Annotated in this window: 17 protein-coding genes; 6 read left to right on the plus strand and 11 right to left on the minus strand. The window is 67.1% G+C overall.

Going from position 1 to position 18,529, the window contains the following annotated elements; genetic code table 11:
• Positions 1-9: 9 nt before the first annotated feature.
• Positions 10-891 carry a branched-chain amino acid ABC transporter permease gene (locus HHUB_RS06835; protein WP_059056868.1) on the plus strand — a complete coding sequence of 294 codons (882 nt, stop codon included), beginning with the start codon at positions 10-12 and terminating at the stop codon, positions 889-891.
• Positions 891-1,907: a branched-chain amino acid ABC transporter permease gene (locus HHUB_RS06840; protein WP_059056870.1), complete on the plus strand. Its 1,017-nt coding sequence runs from the start codon at positions 891-893 to the stop codon at positions 1,905-1,907. The genes HHUB_RS06835 and HHUB_RS06840 overlap by 1 nt, the downstream gene beginning before the upstream one ends.
• 87 nt (positions 1,908-1,994) lie before the next feature.
• On the opposite strand, the gene HHUB_RS06845 is transcribed toward HHUB_RS06840, so the two are convergent.
• A complete protein-coding gene (locus HHUB_RS06845; protein ID WP_370683881.1) occupies positions 1,995-2,693 on the minus strand; it encodes an ABC transporter ATP-binding protein in 699 nt (232 codons plus the stop codon).
• 86 nt (positions 2,694-2,779) lie between these two features.
• Positions 2,780-3,655 (minus strand): fumarylacetoacetate hydrolase family protein, encoded by an 876-nt coding sequence (locus HHUB_RS06850; RefSeq protein WP_059056874.1) that lies wholly within the window; start codon positions 3,653-3,655, stop codon positions 2,780-2,782.
• 129 nt (positions 3,656-3,784) lie between these two features.
• On the opposite strand from HHUB_RS06850, the gene HHUB_RS06855 reads away from it, so the two are divergent.
• Positions 3,785-5,140, plus strand: coding sequence for a methyl-accepting chemotaxis protein (locus tag HHUB_RS06855; RefSeq protein WP_082687192.1), 1,356 nt, complete (start codon positions 3,785-3,787; stop codon positions 5,138-5,140).
• A 27-nt stretch (positions 5,141-5,167) separates the two neighbouring features.
• Here the strand turns inward: HHUB_RS06855 and HHUB_RS06860 are convergent, their stop codons facing one another.
• Positions 5,168-5,632 carry a pyridoxamine 5'-phosphate oxidase family protein gene (locus HHUB_RS06860; protein ID WP_059056876.1) on the minus strand — a complete coding sequence of 155 codons (465 nt, stop codon included), beginning with the start codon at positions 5,630-5,632 and terminating at the stop codon, positions 5,168-5,170.
• A 144-nt stretch (positions 5,633-5,776) separates the two neighbouring features.
• Here HHUB_RS06860 and HHUB_RS06865 point away from each other — a divergent pair, with 144 nt between their 5' ends.
• The gene (locus HHUB_RS06865; protein WP_082687193.1) at positions 5,777-7,015 is read left to right on the plus strand and encodes an FAD-dependent monooxygenase; all 1,239 of its coding nucleotides are present in this window, start codon (positions 5,777-5,779) and stop codon (positions 7,013-7,015) included.
• Positions 7,016-7,741: 726 nt separating this feature from the next.
• On the opposite strand, the gene rdfA is transcribed toward HHUB_RS06865, so the two are convergent.
• Together rdfA and HHUB_RS06875 are read right to left on the minus strand one after the other, a co-directional pair.
• A complete protein-coding gene (gene rdfA / locus HHUB_RS06870) occupies positions 7,742-8,359 on the minus strand; it encodes a rod-determining factor RdfA (RefSeq protein WP_059056878.1) in 618 nt (205 codons plus the stop codon).
• 75 nt (positions 8,360-8,434) lie between these two features.
• Positions 8,435-9,223 carry an SDR family oxidoreductase gene (locus HHUB_RS06875; protein ID WP_059056880.1) on the minus strand — a complete coding sequence of 263 codons (789 nt, stop codon included), beginning with the start codon at positions 9,221-9,223 and terminating at the stop codon, positions 8,435-8,437.
• Between the two features lie 114 nt (positions 9,224-9,337).
• Between HHUB_RS06875 and HHUB_RS06880 the strand changes: the two genes are divergently transcribed.
• A complete protein-coding gene (locus HHUB_RS06880) occupies positions 9,338-10,510 on the plus strand; it encodes an acyl-CoA dehydrogenase family protein (protein ID WP_059056883.1) in 1,173 nt (390 codons plus the stop codon).
• 477 nt (positions 10,511-10,987) lie between these two features.
• Positions 10,988-11,536: a DoxX family protein gene (locus tag HHUB_RS06885; protein ID WP_059056885.1), complete on the plus strand. Its 549-nt coding sequence runs from the start codon at positions 10,988-10,990 to the stop codon at positions 11,534-11,536.
• 18 nt (positions 11,537-11,554) lie between these two features.
• Here HHUB_RS06885 and HHUB_RS06890 read toward each other — a convergent pair whose 3' ends face one another.
• The 6 genes from HHUB_RS06890 to HHUB_RS06915 form a co-directional block, all read right to left on the minus strand.
• Complete coding sequence (locus tag HHUB_RS06890) at positions 11,555-11,770, minus strand: hypothetical protein (RefSeq protein ID WP_059056887.1); 216 nt, start codon at positions 11,768-11,770, stop codon at positions 11,555-11,557.
• Positions 11,767-12,234: a universal stress protein gene (locus HHUB_RS06895; protein ID WP_059056889.1), complete on the minus strand. Its 468-nt coding sequence runs from the start codon at positions 12,232-12,234 to the stop codon at positions 11,767-11,769. The genes HHUB_RS06890 and HHUB_RS06895 overlap by 4 nt, the downstream gene beginning before the upstream one ends.
• A complete protein-coding gene (locus HHUB_RS06900) occupies positions 12,235-13,929 on the minus strand; it encodes a sodium:solute symporter family transporter (RefSeq protein ID WP_169793397.1) in 1,695 nt (564 codons plus the stop codon).
• Positions 13,926-14,333, minus strand: a complete 408-nt coding sequence (locus HHUB_RS06905) for a DUF4212 domain-containing protein (protein WP_059056891.1) — start codon at positions 14,331-14,333, stop codon at positions 13,926-13,928. The genes HHUB_RS06900 and HHUB_RS06905 overlap by 4 nt, the downstream gene beginning before the upstream one ends.
• A gap of 60 nt (positions 14,334-14,393) precedes the next feature.
• Complete coding sequence (acs, locus tag HHUB_RS06910; protein ID WP_059056893.1) at positions 14,394-16,391, minus strand: acetate--CoA ligase; 1,998 nt, start codon at positions 16,389-16,391, stop codon at positions 14,394-14,396.
• A 211-nt stretch (positions 16,392-16,602) separates the two neighbouring features.
• A complete protein-coding gene (locus tag HHUB_RS06915) occupies positions 16,603-18,402 on the minus strand; it encodes a bacterio-opsin activator domain-containing protein (RefSeq protein WP_059056895.1) in 1,800 nt (599 codons plus the stop codon).
• Positions 18,403-18,529 lie beyond the last annotated feature (127 nt).

Below are 18,529 nucleotides of genomic sequence, written 5' to 3' on the forward strand. Positions count from 1 at the left end.
CACTCACACATGGTAACGACCGATTTACTCGTTCAGTCGCTGCTCAACGGCCTCCTCCTCGGCGGAATCTACGCCGTCGCCGCGCTCGGGCTGTCGCTCGTGTTCGGCATCATGGACATCGTGAACCTCGCGCACGGCCACATGCTGATGGTCGGCGCGTACGTCGCCATCATCCTGTTCACGTCGCTGGGGCTCACGCCAATCGTCGGCATGGTCGTCGCGTTCGTCGTGTTGTTCGTCCTCGGGATGGCGCTCCAGCGCGTCGTCCTCGAACGCGTCGTCGGGGAAGGCATGGAACAACCAATCATCGTCCTGTTCGGGCTCGCGTTGATGCTCCAGAGCATCGGCCGCATCGCGTTCGGCGGGAACGCCCAGTCGACGGACATCGGCATCCCCGGGGACGCAATCGCGGTCGGCGCGGCGACGCTGTCGTTCCCGCGCGTGGTCACCTTCGTCTTCTCCATCGTGCTCATCCTCGGCACGTGGGCGTTCCTGAAGTACACGACCACCGGGCTCGCCATCCGCGCGACCGCGCAGAACAGCTCCGCCGCCCAGTACATGGGCGTCGACACGGACAACATCTACGTGCTCACGCTCGGCATCGGCACCGGGCTGGCGGGCGCCGCGGGCGCGCTCCTCTCGATGCTGTTCCCGTTCACGCCGTTCGTCGGCTGGACGTACCTCCTGAAGGCGTTCGCCGTGGTCGTCCTCGGCGGCGTCGGCAGCGTCGCCGGCACGCTCGTCGGCGGCCTCGTGCTCGGCGTCTCCGAGAACGTCGGCGTCCTCTACTTGGGCGGCGGCTTCCGGGACATCATCAGCTTCGGCATCTTCGTGCTGGTGTTGCTCGTGCGGCCGCACGGCCTGTTCGGCAGCTCCGGGGGTGGTGAGTGATGGTGTCGCTCACGAACCCCTTCGAGGAGCTGTTCGCCGACCGCCGCAGGGTCGCCGTCGCCGTCGTCGGCGTGCTCGCGCTCGCCGCGGTCCCCTACTCGACGACGGCCTTCGTCACGGACATCATCTTCACCGGGCTCGTCTTCGTGATGCTGGGCGTGTCGTGGAACCTCGTCGCGGGGTACGCCGGTCAGATTAGCCTCGGCCACCACGCGTTCTTCGGGCTGGGCGCGTTCGTCTCCGCGTGGCTGACCACGCCGACGCGCGCCGGCCTCCCCGAGTCCATTCAGTCCCCCGCGCTGTTGGCCATCCTCGTCGGCGCGCTCGTCGCGGGCCTGCTGGCGCTCGTGCTCGGGCCGCTGCTGTTCCGGCTGACCGGCCACTACTTCGCCATCGGCACGCTGGCGGTCGCCGCCATCATCCAACTGGTGTTGCTCGACCAGCGCCAGTTCAGCGGCGGGTCGTCGGGGTACCTGGTGGAGACCAGCCTCGAACCGGAGACGGTCTACCTGTTGATGCTGCTCGCGACCGTCGCGGCCATCCTCCTCACGTACGCCATCGTGAACAGCCGCTCCGGGCTCGGGATGCGCGCCGTCCACGACGACGAGGACGCCGCCAGCAGCCTCGGCGTCAACCCCCTGCGGTACAAGCTCATGTCGTTCGCCGTCGCCTCCGGGATGGCGGGGCTCGCGGGCGGGTTCTTCGCGCAGTTCTCGGGGTACATCAACGCGGACTCGACGCTGGGCGTCACCTACATGGTAGACACGCTCGTCGTGGTCGTCCTCGGCGGCATGGGGACGATGGCGGGGCCGCTGCTCGGCGCCGGCCTGTTCCTGACGCTGGACACGGTACTGCGCCAGACGGCCGGCGAGTTCGCGACGACCATCGAGGGCGCGCTCATCATCATCTTCGTCATCTTCGTGCCCGGCGGCCTCTACAAGCTCCTCACCGACCGCTCGGGCGGCGACGACGCCCGCGAATCAGACGACGGCGGCGCGGCCGAGCGAACTGAGTAGCGCCGCACCGCGCTGCTGTTCTCGTTCTCTGTACTCGCTTCGACGTCGCTCGTCCTCCGATATCGCGAGAAGTGTGTCGAGCCGCCGTCAGCCGCCGAGGTACGACGCCGCGACGCGGTCGTCGGTCGCCAGCTCCTCCGCGCTCCCCGAGAGATTCATCCGGCCGGATTCGAGGACGTAGCCGCGGTCGGCGATGCGGAGCGCGTTGTTCACGTCCTGTTCGACGAGCAGCACCGTCGTCCCCTCCTCGTTGATGCGCTCGATGGCGTCGAAGACGTCCTCCACGAGCACGGGCGCGAGCCCGAGGCTGGCCTCGTCGAGCAGGATGAGGTCGGGGTCGCTCATCAGCCCGCGGCCGATGGCGAGCATCTGCTGCTCGCCGCCCGACAGCGTCCCCGCCTTCTGTCCCTTCCGCTCTTCGAGGCGCGGGAAAATCTCGTAGACGCGGTCGAGGCGCTCGCGCATCCCGTCGCGGTTCGTGTACGCGCCCAAGCGGAGGTTCTCGCGGACGGTGCTATCCGAGAAGATCTCGCGGCCCTCGGGGATGTGCGTGACGCCCTTGGGCACCACCTCGTCCTGCTGGAGGTGGCCGATGGACTCGCCGTTGAACGAGATGTCGCCCGCGCTGGGCGTGAGCGGGCCGCAGATGGTCTTCAGCACGGTCGTCTTCCCGGCGCCGTTCGCGCCCAGCAGCGCGACGGTCTCGCCCTCGGTCACGGAGAAGCTGACGTCCCAGACGACCTGCACGTCACCGTACGCGACGTCGATGCCGTCCACTTCGAGCAGGGTCATGCCCCACCGTACACGAGTCCTCCATAAAAGATTATCTCCGTCCGCGACCGGCCGTCGCGCGGCGGGCAGCGCCGCAGCGACTACTCCTGGCCGCCCTTCGTGACGTGGACGTCCTCGAAGCGCACGTCGCGCTCGGTGACGTCGACGACCATCCGGCCGACGTCCTCGATTTCGGCGTCGATGGTGTCGCCGTCAGAGAGCTCGCTGACGCCCTCCGGGGTGCCCGTGGTGATGACGTCGCCGGCTTCGATGGTCGCGCCCAGCGACGCGTACTCGACGATGTCCGCGCACGTGTACACCATGTCGCCGGTGTTCTCGTACTGCTTGCGGTCGCCGTTCAGCTCCAGCTCCATCTGGAGGTCCTGCGGGTCCTCGATTTCGTCGGCGGTGACGACGGCCGGCCCGATGACGGTGAACGTGTCGTAGGACTTCCGGTTCGAGCGGTCCTGGTCGCCGCGCACGGAGATGTCCAGCAGAATCGTGTACCCGAAGATGTGGTCCCACGCGTCCTCGGCGTCCACGTCCTTGACGTCGTCGCCCATCACGAACGCCAGCTCGATTTCGTGGTCGACGCGGCGGTCCGAGAACGGCAGTTCGACGCCGTGGTCGGGGCCGACGACGCTCGAGGGCGCCTTCAGGAAGTAGCCCTTGTCCTCGATGCTGAACCACTCCTCGGTGGTGATGTCGCGGTCCGCCAGCGCCTCCTCGATGTGGTTCTCGTAGTTCAGCGGCGCCGCGATGACCTTCCCGGGGCGCTCGACGGGGGAGCCGAGTTCGACCTCCTCGCGGTCGTAGTCCGGCTCGGCGTCGGCGTACTCGCTGGCGTCGTAGTCGCCGTCGATGTACTCGACGAGCGGGTCCTCGGCGTCGATGTCGAGGCGGTCCGTGAGGTCGACGACGCCGTCGTCGTCGGTGAGCAAGCCCAGTCGGTCCTCGTTGAAGCGAACGAATCGCATGTGTCCTGATGGGGCGACCACCCTCATAAATCATCGCGTTCGCTCACGTCGCGGCGGGTGAGTGTCAGTTTCGCTGTCGATAATCGCGGTGAACGCTTATTACACATCATCACAGAGGAGTGACTAATCATGGCCTCACGACAGCGCGAACACGACGCGTCCGCCTCGCTGTACGACCCGCCGGACGACGCCAGCGAAGTCGAGCGGCTGCGCGACGAGCGGGACTTCTGGAAGCACCTCTTCGAGGACCTGACCGAGCGGTTCCCCGAGCCCGCGCTGGTCGTGGACGACGACGGCCGGGTCGCCCACTGGAACCGCGAGCAGGAGGACATCCAGAACACGCCCGCCGACGAGGTCCTCGGGGAGGTCGCCCACGACGTCATCGGCACCGACGACGTCACCGACACGCTCGCCGAGGAGGTCGTGCGCACCGAGGAAATCGTCAACGAGGACCGCGTGCGCTCCGGGACGAACGACGACGGCAGCCAGTGGCACGTCAGCGCCGCCGCGCTGCCGCTGTACGACCCTGCTGGCGAGGTCGTCGGCTCCTTCGAGATGGTGTCTCGCGTGACCGACCTCGTGGAACAGCGCCGCGCCGTCGAGGACGCCCAAGAGCGAATCACCTCGGAGGTCGATTCGACGGTCGAGGAACTGCTGGACTCCTCGGAGGCGGTCGCACAGAACAGCCAGTTCATCGAGGAGACCGCCCGCGAGCAAGTGGAGTCGCTGGCGGAAGTGCGCAACGAGGTGGAGTCGCTGTCAGCGACCGTCGAGGAGATCGCCTCCCAGACGGACGAGGTCGACGAGCGCGCCGCAAACGTCGCGGAGAACGCGGCAGCCTCCGTGGACGCTACCGACGAGGCGCAGGCGCTCCTCGACGACGTCGAGGAGGCCGCGACGGACCTCGATGAGACGGCCGTCGAGTTGGACTCACAGGTCGAGGAAATCGAGTCCGTGGTGGACGTCATCAGCGACATCGTCTCCCAAATCAATCTGCTCGCGCTGAACGCGAACATCGAGGCCGCGCGCACGAGCGGGAACAACGACGGGTTCGCGGTGGTCGCGGACGAAATCAAGGAGCTGGCCGACCAGTCGAAGGCTGAAGTGGACGCCATCGAGTCCACCATCGAGCGCGTGACCGACATCGTCGAGGAGACCACCGAGGGCGTCGAGCGCACGACGGAGGGCATCGAGGCGACCGTCGAGCGCGTGGAGACGATTCGCGAGCGACAGAGCGACATCCACACCGCCGCCGAGGAGACCGCCACGGGGATGGCCGAAATCGCGGAGGCAACCGACGAGCAGGCGGTCAGCGCCGAGGAGGTCACGACGATGCTCAACGACGCGCTGGACAGCCTCGGCGACGTCGTGGACGAAATCGGGGAGCTGGCCGACGAGAACGACGAGCAGACGCAGTTGGCGCGCAGCGTCCGCGAGCGCGTCCACGACGTAGAGGCCGAACTGGACGCGACAATCGAGGACTGAGCCGAACTGGACGCGAAAAATCGCGGGTCAGTCGTCGTGGCCCTGTCCCTTCTGTCCGGTCAGTTCCTCGGGGACGAGCCGGTAGCGCGGCTGGTCGGTAATCGGCTCGCCGTGGGGGAACAGGCTCGCGAACTGCGCGTTCTCGAACATCGTCTCCGTGACGTCGTCGGTGTCGTCGTCGGACACTTCCTCTAGAGGGCCGCGCGCGACGACGCTGCGCCAGTGGTGTTCGTCCTCGAAGTTGTACGTCGAGAACGTCGCGCGCTCGGTGGTAGCGGCGTAGTCGAGCTTCTCGCTGTCCTCCCCGAACTGGAGGAGGATGAAGTAGAGGTCGTCGCCGTCCCACCCGAACGAGACGGGCATCCCGTAAGCGACGTTCTCGTTGGCCAGCGAGAGCACGCCGATGCCGCGCTGGCGGAGGAACTCGTCTCGCTCTGTCTCGTCCATGGCGACGCCCCGCAGGGTTCGTTCGCCGGTATCTGGTGCCTCCATGCGAACACGTTAGTCTACGGGCACAAAGAATCCCTGTGCGAATATGTTCGGTTTCTTCCCAGAGGGTCGATCGCTGTTCACTATTGATCTATTTTATCGAGCGGGGAAACATCTATACGCCAGTTCCACGTGGGTTGTAACACGATGAGCGGCTCAGAAGCTCAAGCAGACGTGCCCGTCGTCGTCGCCGGTGCGGGGCCGACCGGCATGACGGCCGCGCTCGCGTTGCACGCCCGAGGCGTCGACGTCACCATCCTCGAAGCCGACCCGAAGGACCGAGAGCGGCCCGGTAGCCGGGCCATCTACGTCCACAAGGACACGCTCCGCACGCTGGAGAACGCGTCCCCCGGGCTCGGCCACCGGCTCGTCGACAACGGGATGATCTGGTCGACGCGGCGGACGCTGTTCCGCGGGACGGAAGTGTTCGAGCGGACGTACTCGACGCCCGGCGGCGACGGCGACCTCCCGCACTTCACCAGCCTCCCGCAGGTCTGGACGGAGGAGTACATGCTCGACGCCGTCGAGGACGCCGGCATCGACGTCCACTGGGGCGACGGCGTCGAGACCGTGGACGCCAGCGAGGACGTCGTGCGCGTGGAGACAAAGAGCGGCGAGGAGTATCACGCCGAGTACGTCGTCGGCGCGGACGGCGCCGGCTCGACGGTCCGCAAGGAGATCGGCGGCGAGTTCGACGGCACCGAGTCGGCGAACTCCTTCATCATCGCGGACATCGCGGAGTTCGAGGACGAGGACGAGCAGCTGTTCAAGGAGCGGGTGTTCCACTACGACCACCCGCGCGTGGACGGCCGGAACGTCCTGCTCGTGCCGTTCCAGGGCGGCTGGCGCGTGGACATCCAGTGCAAGGACAGCGACGACCCCCAGCGGCTCACCGAGGACGACGCCATCAGCGAGCTCGTCGCGGAGACGCTCGGGGAGGACTACCGCGACCGCGTGGAGTGGGTCTCCCAGTACAAGTTCAAGCAGGTCATCGCCGACCGGATGGTCGACGACCACGACCGCGTGCTGCTCGCGGGGGAGTCCGGCCACCTGTTCGCGCCGTTCGGCGCGCGCGGGATGAACTCCGGCGTCGCCGACGCCGAGGCCGCCGCCAGCGCCATCGCGGTCGCGCTGAACGCGGAGGTCGAGTCCGCGCGCGCCGCCGAGATCACGCAGTACGGCATCACGCGCCTCAAGGCCGCCGAGTACAACAAGAGCGCCGCCGGGCAGGCGCTGGAGTACCTGCAGGGCGACAGCTACGTCACGCGAGCGAAGAAGTACCTCGCGGCGAAGGCGGCGCCGTACTACGAGCCCGCCGGCGAGTGGCTCGACGACGCGCCGTACGGCCCCCACGGCGGGCCGCCGGTGACCATCGGGCAGTACTAGTCGAACCGACGCCGACGGCCACCACGCGCTCTCCCTCCGCGTAATCGCACTTCTGACGCCTTCTTCGTCGCTGTTCGCTGTAACTGAACGAATCTCGATTGTCGTGCCGGCGCCGGCCGGGCGACGAGACGGATACCCCAGCGGAATCGCCGTACTCGCCGAGAGCAATCGGCAGCGGCTCAGTGAGGGTCGAGCCGAGCGCTTCAGTCGCCGTTCGAGGTCGATAATCATTTATCAGTTGGTTCGTGGCGTTCGCTCACGGCGAACGGAGTAGTAGCTGAATGTTTGTATCACGTGGTCAGATATAGCGGAATACTAGCTAACGAATTCAGCAGATTACCGTCCATTCGTGTACCAATTCTCCTGCTCCGTCGCCAAGCCCGGAACGCAGGGTGACTGCTCACCCGTGGGACCGAACAACCAAAGCCCCGGCCATCGCGTGTATGGGACTAACTACCGCGGAACAGCCTCGAAAGATACGCTCCGGATGGAGTCGAATAGAAAGACGAACTCGGTTCGTAGTTGTTCGTTATAACCGAACGGAAGTGGCTGTAACGCGAGAGGGTGAATTCGCCGCACAGTCCCAACTGAGACGATACACTAAGCCCGGAGTGTAATTCGACCGGCGAGCTGACGCGTGACGGGCGAAGTTCTGGCCTCGACCCGAAGGGGATAGCGGACGAGACAGCCGCGAGTGAAAATAACAACAGTAACAGTGTTATTTCTTCAGTCGTCGCAGTCACAGCCACCCGCGGTGAGCAGCTCCGAGACACCGTACTGGGACTGGCACTCGGTGCAGAGGATTTGGACGTCGACCATCACGCGGAACTCGCCGAGCGTCAAGCGGGACGTGTTCCGGAGGTCGTCGAGTTTCGTCTCGGTCACCGAAACCAGCCGCCCGCGGAGCTTCTGGACGGCGTCCGCGACGGTTTCCAGGCGGTCGCCGGTGTCGCGCTCGTACTCCGCGCCGCGGTAGTCCTGGAGGTAACTTCGCACCGCCTGATAGGTCACGAGGTCGCCGGCGAGGTCGTCGACGTCGATCCCCTCGCGTTCGAGGCGGCGCCGGAGCTGGGTCTGCTCGGCGGCACCGGTGTCGTCGCCAGTCAGCGAGCGAACGACGTCCGCCACCTCGCCCTCGGAGGGGCGCATGCCGGCGTCGTAGAGGCGTTCCCGGACGAGTTCGCGATTGAACGTCGTCGCGAGGTCCCGTAGACTCCAGTGGTCGTCGCCCGTCGCCGTCCAGCGCGCCTCCAGTTCGGCGCCGACCCCGTCGAGGTCGTACTCGTCGAGGAGCCGCGCGACCTTGCTGCGGCGGCCCCCGGTGTCGTGCTCTGCGTCGCCCATACCTGCGGTAGGAAACCGCGGACGGTTATACTTACGCCTGCGAGCCGGCTCTGACTGGTTCGGGCGCCGACTACCTCAGAGGTTCGAGCCCGTGGAGCCGCCGTCGATCGGCACCGCGGCGCCGTTGACGTAGCCGGACTTCGGCGAGCTCAGGAACGCGACCGTGTTGCCGAGCTCCATCGGGTCGCCGATGCGTTCGAGGGGGTTGTCCGCCCAGTCGGCCAGCCCTTCCTCGTAGCTGTCGTAGTCGCCGCGCTCGACCGCTTGGTCGACGAGTTTGCGGATGCGCGAGGTCTCGTGCGAGCCGGGGAGGACGGCGTTCGCGCGGACCTCCGGGGCGAACTCCTTCGAGAGCGTCTTTTCGAGGCCGATGACGCCCATGCGGACGGAGTTCGACAGCACGAGGTCGTCGATGGCCTCCTTGACGCTGCGGGAGGTGATGGTGACGATGGTGCCGCCGTCGCCCTCGGTCAGGTACGGTTCGGCCTCGCGGGCGAGCCGGACGACGCTCATCACGAGCAGCTCGTAGGCCTCGTACCAGTCCTCGTCGTCGGTGTCGAGGAACGCGCCCGACGGCGGGCCGCCGGCGCTGGTCACGAGGTGGTCGATGGTGCCGAACTCCTCGACGGTTGTCTCCACGAGTGCCTCGATGTCGTCTGCGTCCGTGAGGTCGCCGGGCTGGGCGACGACGTCGCCCTCCGCAACATCGGCGATTTCGTCGCGCGCGTCCGCGAGTCGGTCCTCGTCGCGGCCGTTGACGACCACGTTCACGCCCTCGCGGGCGAGCGCCTTCGCGGAGGCCTTGCCGAGTCCACTCGAAGAGGCTGTCACGAGCGCCGCGTTGCCGTCGATTTCCAGGTCCATACGTCGTCCAACTGGAGCGGCGTCGGAAAGCGTTTTCCTACAGGCAAGCACCGACCCGGGACCGCCGGCGACCCAGTGGGGGGTTATTTGTCGGTGGAGTCGGTACCCCGGCGTATGCTGGACTACTTCGGCCTGGAAGCGGACCTCGGCGAGGAGGAGCGACTGCTCGTGGCGTCGGCGCGCGAGTTCGTCGACGGCGAAGTCGAGGACGTCGGCCAGCACTGGCTCGACGGCACCTTCCCGACCGACCTCGTCCCGAAGATGGGCGAGATGGGGTTCTACGCGCCGAACCTCGACGGCTACGGCCTGCCGAACGTCAGCGAGAAGGCGTACGGCCTGCTGATGCAGGAGCTGGAGGCCTGCGACTCGGGACTGCGCTCGATGGCGAGCGTGCAGGGCGCGCTCGTGATGTACCCGATTCACGCGTTCGGCAGCGACGAGCAGAAGGAGGAGTGGCTGCCGAAACTCGGCACGGGCGAAGCCGTCGGCTGCTTCGGCCTCACCGAGCCCGAGCACGGCTCGAACCCCTCCGCGATGGAGACGCGAGCCGAACGTGCCGGCGGGCACGCAGGCGACGAGTACGTCCTGAACGGCTCGAAGACGTGGATTACGAACTCCCCGATTGCGGACGTCGCGGTCGTCTGGGCGAAAGACCACAGCGAAGACGGCGACCCCGTCCGGGGGTTCCTCGTGGAGACCGACCGAGACGGCGTCACGACGAACGAGATAGACGACAAGCTCAGCCTCCGCGCGTCCGTCACGGGCGAAATCAGCCTCCAGAACGTCCGAATCCCGAAGGAGAACCGGCTCCCGGGCGTGGAGGGGATGAAGGGGCCGCTGTCGTGTCTCACGCAGGCGCGGTTCGGCATCGCGTGGGGGGCGGTCGGGGCGGCCCGGGACTGCTTCGAGACCGCCCGCGAGTACGCCACCGAGCGCGAGCAGTTCGGGAAGCCAATCGGCGGCTTCCAGCTCCAGCAGGAGAAGCTCGCGGAGATGGCGACCCAGATTACGCTCGCACAGCTGCTCGCGCACCGCCTCGCGGACCTCAAGGAGCGCGGCGAGATGCGTCCCCAGCACGTCTCGATGGCCAAGCGCAACAACGTCCGGATGGCCCGCGAGCAGTCCCGGGTCGCCCGCGAGATGCTCGGCGGCAACGGCATCACCACCGACTACTCGCCGATGCGCCACCTGACCAACATGGAGACGGTCTACACGTACGAGGGCACCCACGACATCCACACGCTGATTCTCGGCGAAGACCTCACAGGCATCCCCGCGTACGAATGACGTAATTCTGGTGTTCCTCCATTACTATATTTTATTCTATATATAGAAAGCGACGCGTTCCCGGGAGTTCATCGCGCCCGACGAGACCGACAGCCACAGATTTGGCCGCAACAGTTCAGCCGCGCGAATTGTACAATAGGTACCTGAGAAAGCTATTGCACTAATAAATACCCTCTACACGCCATTTCTATTTTCGGGAGCGTAGAAGTGAGCAGGTGCATTGGCGACGGGGACCAATGGGTGATAGCGGTAGCGAAGTGGAGTGGGATGAGAGAGTCTGCTATACACATCGAATAACTACCATTTAGATAAGTAGTAAAGTAGAATGTTAATTCGTGCTGTGTGGTCGTGTTCCGTGAACGGACAGACAATCGGGTCCCTTGCTCCCTGCAATCCCAGTCTCGGCGTGAGAACTTCTATACCCCCGAGAACCAGCTATCGTTTTAATGAGGGTAGGTAGTGTGGCGGTCAGTAGGTATGTCCACCCAAGAACACCGCCTCGAAAGTACCGTCGCCGGCTTCACCGCAGTCGGGAAACTCCACTCGCTGAGCGTCTGGTTCATCCTCGCGTTGCGCCTGATGATGGGCGTCGCGTTCCTCTGGAGCGGCGCCGACAAGGTACTGTCCGGCAGTTTCAGCGCCGCCGGCTACCTCGTGAACGTCACGCCAGCCAGCCCGGCCTCAGAGCTGTTCGTCACGATGGGCGAGACCGCGTGGTTCGTCGACTTCGTGAACGTCGCCGTCCCGTGGGGGGAGGTCCTCATCGGCCTCGGCCTGCTCGTCGGCTGTCTCACGCGCCTCGCGGCGTTCTGGGGCGCGTTCATGATGCTGCTGTTCTACCTCGGGAACTGGGAGGTCAGCCACGGCTACATCAACGGCGACTTCGCGTACATGCTCGTGTTCCTCTCCGTGGCGGCGTTCGGCGCCGGCCGCATCCTCGGGCTGGACTCGTACATCGAGCAGTACGACGTCGGCGGCGAAGCGCTCGTCGAGCGCTACCCGTGGACGCGGTACTTCCTCGGCTAGAAGAGCGGTCCGAGACCGCTACTGCGACTCTCTTGCGTGCTGCAGCGAGAAGACGAACCCGTAGTAGGCGACGACGCCGCTCGCGAGCGCGCCGTAGTACACCAGCTGTGGCGCGCCGAGCGCCTCGAACAGCAGCGTGACGACGATGACCCACGCGAACGCGAACGCGAGGTCGAACAGCATCCCGTCGTGGTGTTCGACGACGTGGTCGCGGACAGCGTCGAGCAGGCTCACGATTCGTCTTCCCCGTGGGCGTCGACGACCAACACCGGCAGCCGGGTTCGCCGGAGGACTTTCTCGGCGACGCTGCCGAGCACAACTCGGGAGAGCCCGGAGCGGCCGTGGCTCCCCATCACGACGAGGTCGATGTCGTTGTCCTCGACGAACTTCCGGATGGCGCGCGCGGGCTCGCCGGCGGTGACGTGCTCCTCGACGGAGACGCCGTGTTCGGCGGCGACCTCGGCGACGTAGCCGGTGGCGTCGTCGGCTTCGGCTTTCACTTCGGGCATCTCGTCGAGTTTCCCGCGACGGATGCGTTCGACCTGTTCGGTGCCCAGCGCGAGGTTCGTCGCGTCGACGTCGAAGACGAACAACGCGTGGACGGTGGCGTCGTACTTCGCCGCGAGGTCGACCGCCTGGTCGACCGCCGCGCGCGACGTTTCGCTGCCGTCGGTCGGGACGAGGATGTTGTCGTACATTTAGTCGTCAGAGCTCACGACGTCTTCTGCGCTCTCCTGTTGGCTCATCGGCTCGGGGCTGTGACACTGCCGGACGAGCTTCTTCGTTTCGAGGTCGGGCTCGGCGGTCACCATCGAGACGACGATGGTCACCGCGAACACGACCGGGACCGCGACGAGCGCGGAGCCGATGGCGGGCAGCCACTGCGCGAGCGTCGCGGAGACGATGCCGTCCGCGCCCGCGGCGCCGCTGAGGAGGCCGTAGTTCGGCCCGACTTCGTTTATCATCGGCACGGTCCAGATGACGAGACCGGTGGTCATGCCGGCAAGTGCGCCCTGACGGTTCGTGTTCTCCCACCAGAGCCCGAGGAAGAACATCGGGAACAGCACGGCGCCGGCCAGCGAGAACGCGTACGACACGAGCGCCGCGATGGGCGCGGCGGGGTCGAGTGCGGCCAGCGTCGTGATGACGCCGAGCGCGACGATGCTCAGACGGCCGACCAGCACCTGCTGGCGCTGGGTCGCGTCCTCGTTGATGAGGTTCTTGTAGATGTCGTGGGAGATGGCCGACGACCCGGTGATGAACAGGCCGGCGGTGGTCGCGATGGCGGCCGCGATGCCGCCCGCGGCGACCAGCCCGACGAACCACGTCGGGAGGTTCGACAGCTGCGCGGCGAGCACGACGATGACGTCGCCCGCCGCGGTCGTCATGCCGGGGTCGCCGTAGACGGGACCGATGTTGTTCGCGTAGAGGTCGGTGCCGAACGCCGCGAACGCGGGCGACGCGAGGTACAGCAGGAGGATGAAGCCCAGCCCCCAGACCGTCGACCAGCGCGCGGTGCGCTCGCTCTCGACGGTGTAGAACCGCACGAGCACGTGTGGTAGGCCACACGTTCCCACGACGAGCGAGAACGCGGTGGCGATCCAGAGGTAGAAGCTTTCGTGGACGAACGGTTCGCTGAACTCGTTGCCGATCGCCGTGAACAGCGCGCCGTACTCGACCTGCGGGAAGATCGTCGAGTAGCCGTTCGCGAACCCGACGACGTACAGGCCCGCGAGGAACGCGACGATGAGGATGACGTACTGGACGGCCATGTTCTTCGTCGCGCCGAGCATCCCCGACAGCGTCAGGTAGCCGACCGTGATGGTCATCATCAGCACGACCATCGACTGGTAGCCGGTGAGCCCGAGAATGCCGATGTCGCCGAAGATGTAGAGGCCGACAAGCCCCATACCGCGGGCCTGCCCGATGGCGTACACGAACGCGATGAGGAACGTCGTGAGCGCGGCGATGGCGCGGGCGGTGTCGGAGTTGAATCGGTCGCCGACGAAGTCCGGCGCCGTGTACTTCCCGAACCGCCGCATCTGGGCGGCCATGAAGATTAGCAGCACGAAGTAGCCAGTCGACCAGCCGACGATGAACGCCAGCCCGTAGAACCCGGAGACGGCGATGGTCGCCGCCATGCCAAGGTACGACGCGGCGGACATCCAGTTCGCGCCGATTGCCATGCCGTTCTCGACGTTCCCGATGGAGCGGCCGGCGACCCACATGCCCTCGGTGTCGGCGACCTTGAACACGAAGCCGATGACGAGGAACAACAGCAGCATCGCCGTCACGAGCACGGCGGGCAGCGCCTTGAACGAGACGTTCAGCCCCTCCGGGAGGAGCCCGGACTGGGCGACGGCGCTGTTCACGTACGGGAGCAGGGCGCTCATTCCGAGACCCCTCCGTCAGTCGCGTGGTCGATGCCGTACTTGTCGTCTAGGGCGTCGCGCTTTCGCGCGTACCAGAACGCCAGAATCAGCGCGCCGCCGGGCGCGCCGATGGAGACGAGGAAGTAGTGCAGCGGGAAGCCGATGACGGGCATCGTCGTCGTCATCACGTCCGGGGCGACCGCGGTCAGCGTCACCGGACCGAAGACGACGACCGCCCAGATGGCGAACCCCGTCCAGATGATGCGGAGGTGGTCCCGCATGAACGGCGTGCTCGGCCGCAGCAGGTTCACCTCCGAGGTGAGGTAGTCGGTGCTGTCCCCGGCTTGGGCGGCGCCGGCGACGGCGCCGCCGTCAGGTTCGGCGGGCGGTTCGTCCGTCGAATCGTGGGTGTCGTTGTCTGTCATAGTTAGTGGTCTGTGGTGTCGTTCCGTGGTGTGGCTGTGAAAAATCGTGGCGTGATGTGGCTAGTCGTTCGAGACCTTCGATTGGATGTCCTCGACGACCTCCGGGTTCCGCAGCGTGGAGGTGTTGCCGAGGGTCTCGCCGTTGGCGATGTCTTCGAGGAGGCGGCGCATGATCTTCCCCGAGCGCGTCTTCGGGAGCTCGGTCGTGAACACGACTTCCTCCGGGCGCGCGATGGGGCCGATGGCGTCCTCGACACCGGCAATGATGCGCTCGCGGAGGTCCTCGTCTCCGTCGTAGCCGTCCTCGGTGATGACGTACGCGTAGACAGCTTCGCCTTTCAGCTCGTGGTCGCCGCCGACGACGGCGGCTTCCGCGACGCCCTCGACGCCGACGATTGCGGACTCGATCTCCATCGTACCGAGGCGGTGGCCGGAGACGTTGATGACGTCGTCCACGCGCCCGAGCACGGTGATGTAACCGTCCTCGTCCACGGTCGCGCCGTCCTCGGGGAAGTACACCCAGTCGTCGGCGTCGCTACTGTCGGTGTCCGAGTACTCCGTCCAGTACTCGTCGATGAAGCGCTCGTCGTTGTCGTACAGCGTCCGCAGCATCCCCGGCCACGGGTTGTTGACCGTGAGGTAGCCGGCTTCGCCGGCGCCGACCTGCTCGCCCGTGGTATCGACGATGTTCGCGTCGATGCCCGGGAGCGGCGGACCCGCGGAGCCCGGCTTCATGTCGTTGACCGCGGGCAGCGTGGTGACCATCATGCCGCCGGTCTCGGTCTGCCACCACGTGTCCACCACCGGGCAGTCCTCGTCACCGATGTGCGTGTAGTACCACTTCCACGCGCGCGGATTGATGGGTTCACCGACCGTCCCCAGCAGCCGCAGGCTGGAGAGGTCGTGCTGGTCGGGGTACTCCTTGCCCCACTTCATGAACGCGCGAATCGCGGTCGGCGCGGTGTAGAGCTGGTTGACGTCGTATTCCTCGACGATTTCCCAGAGGCGGTCCTTGTCCGGGTAGTCCGGCGTGCCCTCGTACATCACCGACGTGGTGCCGAGCGCGAGCGGTCCGTACACGATGTACGAGTGGCCGGTAATCCAGCCGATGTCCGCCGAGCACCAGTACGTGTCCTCGGGCTTGACGTCGAGGACCGCGTGGCTCGTCCACGCCGCGTACGACAGGTAGCCCCCCGTCGTGTGCTTGACGCCCTTCGGCTGGCCCGTGGTCCCCGACGTGTACATGAGGAACAGCATGTCCTCGGCGTCCCGGGGAACGGGCTCGACTTCCGCGCCCTCGAACTCCGCGACGAGGTCGTCGTAGTCGGTCTGGTTGGCCGCGAGGTCGTGGCCGAAGCCGTCGTCGCCGAGGCGGTCCACGACGACCACGTCGCTGACCTCGTGCTCGACGCCCTCCAGACCCTCGTTGGTCTTCTCGAGGTGGTCGAGGGGGTCGCCGCGGCGGTAGTAGCCGTCGCAGGTGACCAGGTACTCCGAGTCCGCGGAGTTCATCCGCGTGGCGAGGGCGTCCGCGGAGAAGCCCGCGAACACGACGGAGTGCGGTGCGCCGATGCGGGCGCACGCCAGCATCGCAATCGGCAGCTCCGGAATCATCGGCATGTAGAGGGTGACGATGTCGTCCTCCTCGACGCCGCGGTCCCGGAGCGCGGCCGCGAACTCCTCGACCTCGCGCTGGAGCTCCGAGTACGTGTACGTGCGCGTCTCGTCGGTCGGCTCGCCTACCCACTCGAGGGCTTCCTCGTCGCCGCGGCCGTCCTCTACGTGGCGGTCGATGCAGTTGTAGCTCGCGTTCAGCTCGCCGCCCGTGAACCACTCGTAGAACGGTGGGTTCGAGTCGTCGAGTACGGTGTCGTACTCCTCGTCCCACGAGAGGTGGTCGGCGGCGCGCTCCCAACACTCCGGCCAGTTCTGCTCGAACTCGTCGTAGATGTCGGGGTCCGAGACGTTCGCCTGCTCGACGAACGACTCCGGCGGCTCGAAGACCTCCCCCTCCGGGAGGCGGGCTTCGAGTTCCGGGTCAGCGTCTTGGTCTGGCATATCCATCACAATCGTTCACGACATCCGTGTTAAGTACCCCCGCTAATTATGCCAACACCCGCCGCGAGAGAAAGCAACGACTCAACCCGGCGCTGGGGCCGTAATACCGGAGAATAGCCGTCTCCGCGTCGGAATGGGGAGGCCACAAAGCACTCAACCGCCAGCGGCGCCGCGACGCGACACTAAACAGTTAGCGACGCGGCGACCCGGGTCAGTCGTCGGGCCACTCGACGCCGCCCCGGCCCACGTCGTCCTCTGCGAAGAACGCCGTGAGGAGCTTCTGCTGGGCGCGCCGCAAGTGGTTGTGCAGCGTCGGGGACGTGATGCCGATTGCGTCCGCCAGTTCCTCGGCGGTGCTGCCGCGGGGCCACTCGAAGTAGCCGGCGTGGTAGGCCGCGCGTAACACGGACGCCTGCTTGTCGGTCAGCGACTCGTGGAGGGACGCGCGGAACGCCGCGGCGGTCTCGTCGGGGCGGTCGCGCTCGCGCTTCGAGACCAGTTCCGTGTCCGGGAACGCGTCGGTGACGGCCGCGACCAGCGAGCGCACGTCCGTGTCCGTGGTGACGTCGACGACGACGCGCTGCTCGGCGGGCGTCGCCGTCAACTCGCGGACGGACGCGCCGCGGTCGGTCAGCGTCTTCGCGACGTCCGCGCCCGAGACCGCGAGTTCGAGCAGCGACTCATCGCCGTAGTCCCGGACGAGGCGGCCGTCCGCGACCGCGGGGTGGTCGGCCGCCCACGACAGCACCGCCTCCGCGGACGCGCCCGACAGCCGCACGAAGTACAGGAGCGTCCCCGCTTCGCCGGGGACGACGCCGTCCAGCTCGAACGTGCAGCCGTGTTCGGCGGCCGCCGCGGCGAAAAACGACGCCTCGCCGGTCGTCTCGAACGCCAGCTCCAGCACCGCGTCCGCCAGCAGGAGCTGGCGCTGCTGGACGACCGTGACGGTGCGGCCGACGCGCCGCCCGAGGTCCGCCAGCAGCGCGCGCTCGCGCTCGGAAATCTCGCCGTCGACGCCGACGACGAGCACGCCGTACCGCGTCTCGCGGTCGTCGACGGGCACCACCGCGGCCGCGCTGAACCCGGCCGCGTCGGCGGCCCCGCGCCAGTCCGCGAACGCCGCGTCGCCGCGAACGTCGTTCGTGACCCGCACCTCGCCGGACGCGAGCGCGTCGGCGACCGCGCCCCCGTCGCTGGAGACGTCCAGCGTCGCGTCGTCCGCGCTGGCGTGCGTCTCGTCGCGCAGCGTGCCGCCGCTGTACCGGGCGACCCACGCGAACGCGTAGGCGTCGCCCGCGACGAGCGCCTCGCAGGCGCGTCGTTCGAGTCCGTCCCGCGTGGACGCCTCGGCGAGCGCGTCGCCGACGGCGCGCACGCGGTCGAACGCGGCGTCGAACCGCGCGTCCACGGCCGCCGCGCCGTCGCCCGGCTGGTGGGCGGGTGCGAGGTCGGTGTCGGCGAACGCCGCAGCGACGTCGCCGCGGTCGGCGTCGTCCACGAACGGGTCGAGGCTGGCGAGGCGCTCCCAGCCGCCCGCCGCCGCGACCGCACGCGGGTCCACGCCCTCGTCGAGTCGCTGTCGGGCGAAGAACTGGCGGAGCGTCCGCGTGGAGACCTCGCGGAGCGCGTCGTCGCCGGTGCGGTCGGCGGCGCGGTCGCCGACGTCCGCGACGAGCATCTGGACGCGCCGCGGCGACACCGGGACCACGCGCTCGTCGTCCCCGACGCCGACCGTGCGGGCGTACTGCCGGAGGTCGTGTTCGACGTCCGCGGGCAGGTAGGCGTCGCGAGCGGCCTCGCCGTCCTCGCCGCGCACGCGGAGGAAGTAGTGGGTGGCGTCGCCGTCGTCGTGCGTCGTGACGTCCGCGGGCCGGACGCGCGCGATTTCCGCGGGCCGCAGGCCGGCTTCGCCCGCGAGGCGGACGACCAGCTCCTCGCGGTGGGTCTCCGTGGCTCGGCGGAGCCGCTCGTAGGACGCCTCGGACAGCGCGGCCGCGACACCCTCGCTCATGTTTCGTGAATCATCTCACACGCGAACAATGAATCTTTCGAGGGAGTGGTCGAAAAGTAGCGATAGGTGGCTATCAAAGGAATTGTCGGGGAATCGGTTTCGCTCTTCTACTGGGCCGCGAAACAGT

The organism is Halobacterium hubeiense (assembly GCF_001488575.1).
Taxonomy (GTDB): Archaea; Halobacteriota; Halobacteria; order Halobacteriales; family Halobacteriaceae; genus Halobacterium; species Halobacterium hubeiense.

Excerpts from the sequence above, each read along its gene's own strand:
- HHUB_RS06875 (WP_059056880.1), bottom strand. The coding sequence starts at position 9,223 with ATGGACCTGGAAATCGACGGCAACGCGGCGCTCGTGACAGCCTCTTCG.
- HHUB_RS06835 (WP_059056868.1), top strand. The coding sequence starts at position 10 with ATGGTAACGACCGATTTACTCGTTCAGTCGCTGCTCAACGGCCTCCTC.
- HHUB_RS06850 (WP_059056874.1), bottom strand. The coding sequence starts at position 3,655 with ATGCGATTCGTTCGCTTCAACGAGGACCGACTGGGCTTGCTCACCGAC.
- HHUB_RS06915 (WP_059056895.1), bottom strand. The coding sequence starts at position 18,402 with ATGAGCGAGGGTGTCGCGGCCGCGCTGTCCGAGGCGTCCTACGAGCGG.
- HHUB_RS06900 (WP_169793397.1), bottom strand. The coding sequence starts at position 13,929 with ATGAGCGCCCTGCTCCCGTACGTGAACAGCGCCGTCGCCCAGTCCGGG.
- rdfA (WP_059056878.1), bottom strand. The coding sequence starts at position 8,359 with ATGGGCGACGCAGAGCACGACACCGGGGGCCGCCGCAGCAAGGTCGCG.
- HHUB_RS06905 (WP_059056891.1), bottom strand. The coding sequence starts at position 14,333 with ATGACAGACAACGACACCCACGATTCGACGGACGAACCGCCCGCCGAA.
- HHUB_RS06865 (WP_082687193.1), top strand. The coding sequence starts at position 5,777 with ATGAGCGGCTCAGAAGCTCAAGCAGACGTGCCCGTCGTCGTCGCCGGT.
- HHUB_RS06880 (WP_059056883.1), top strand. The coding sequence starts at position 9,338 with ATGCTGGACTACTTCGGCCTGGAAGCGGACCTCGGCGAGGAGGAGCGA.
- acs (WP_059056893.1), bottom strand. The coding sequence starts at position 16,391 with ATGCCAGACCAAGACGCTGACCCGGAACTCGAAGCCCGCCTCCCGGAG.
- HHUB_RS06860 (WP_059056876.1), bottom strand. The coding sequence starts at position 5,632 with ATGGAGGCACCAGATACCGGCGAACGAACCCTGCGGGGCGTCGCCATG.
- HHUB_RS06840 (WP_059056870.1), top strand. The coding sequence starts at position 891 with ATGGTGTCGCTCACGAACCCCTTCGAGGAGCTGTTCGCCGACCGCCGC.
- HHUB_RS06855 (WP_082687192.1), top strand. The coding sequence starts at position 3,785 with ATGGCCTCACGACAGCGCGAACACGACGCGTCCGCCTCGCTGTACGAC.
- HHUB_RS06895 (WP_059056889.1), bottom strand. The coding sequence starts at position 12,234 with ATGTACGACAACATCCTCGTCCCGACCGACGGCAGCGAAACGTCGCGC.
- HHUB_RS06885 (WP_059056885.1), top strand. The coding sequence starts at position 10,988 with ATGTCCACCCAAGAACACCGCCTCGAAAGTACCGTCGCCGGCTTCACC.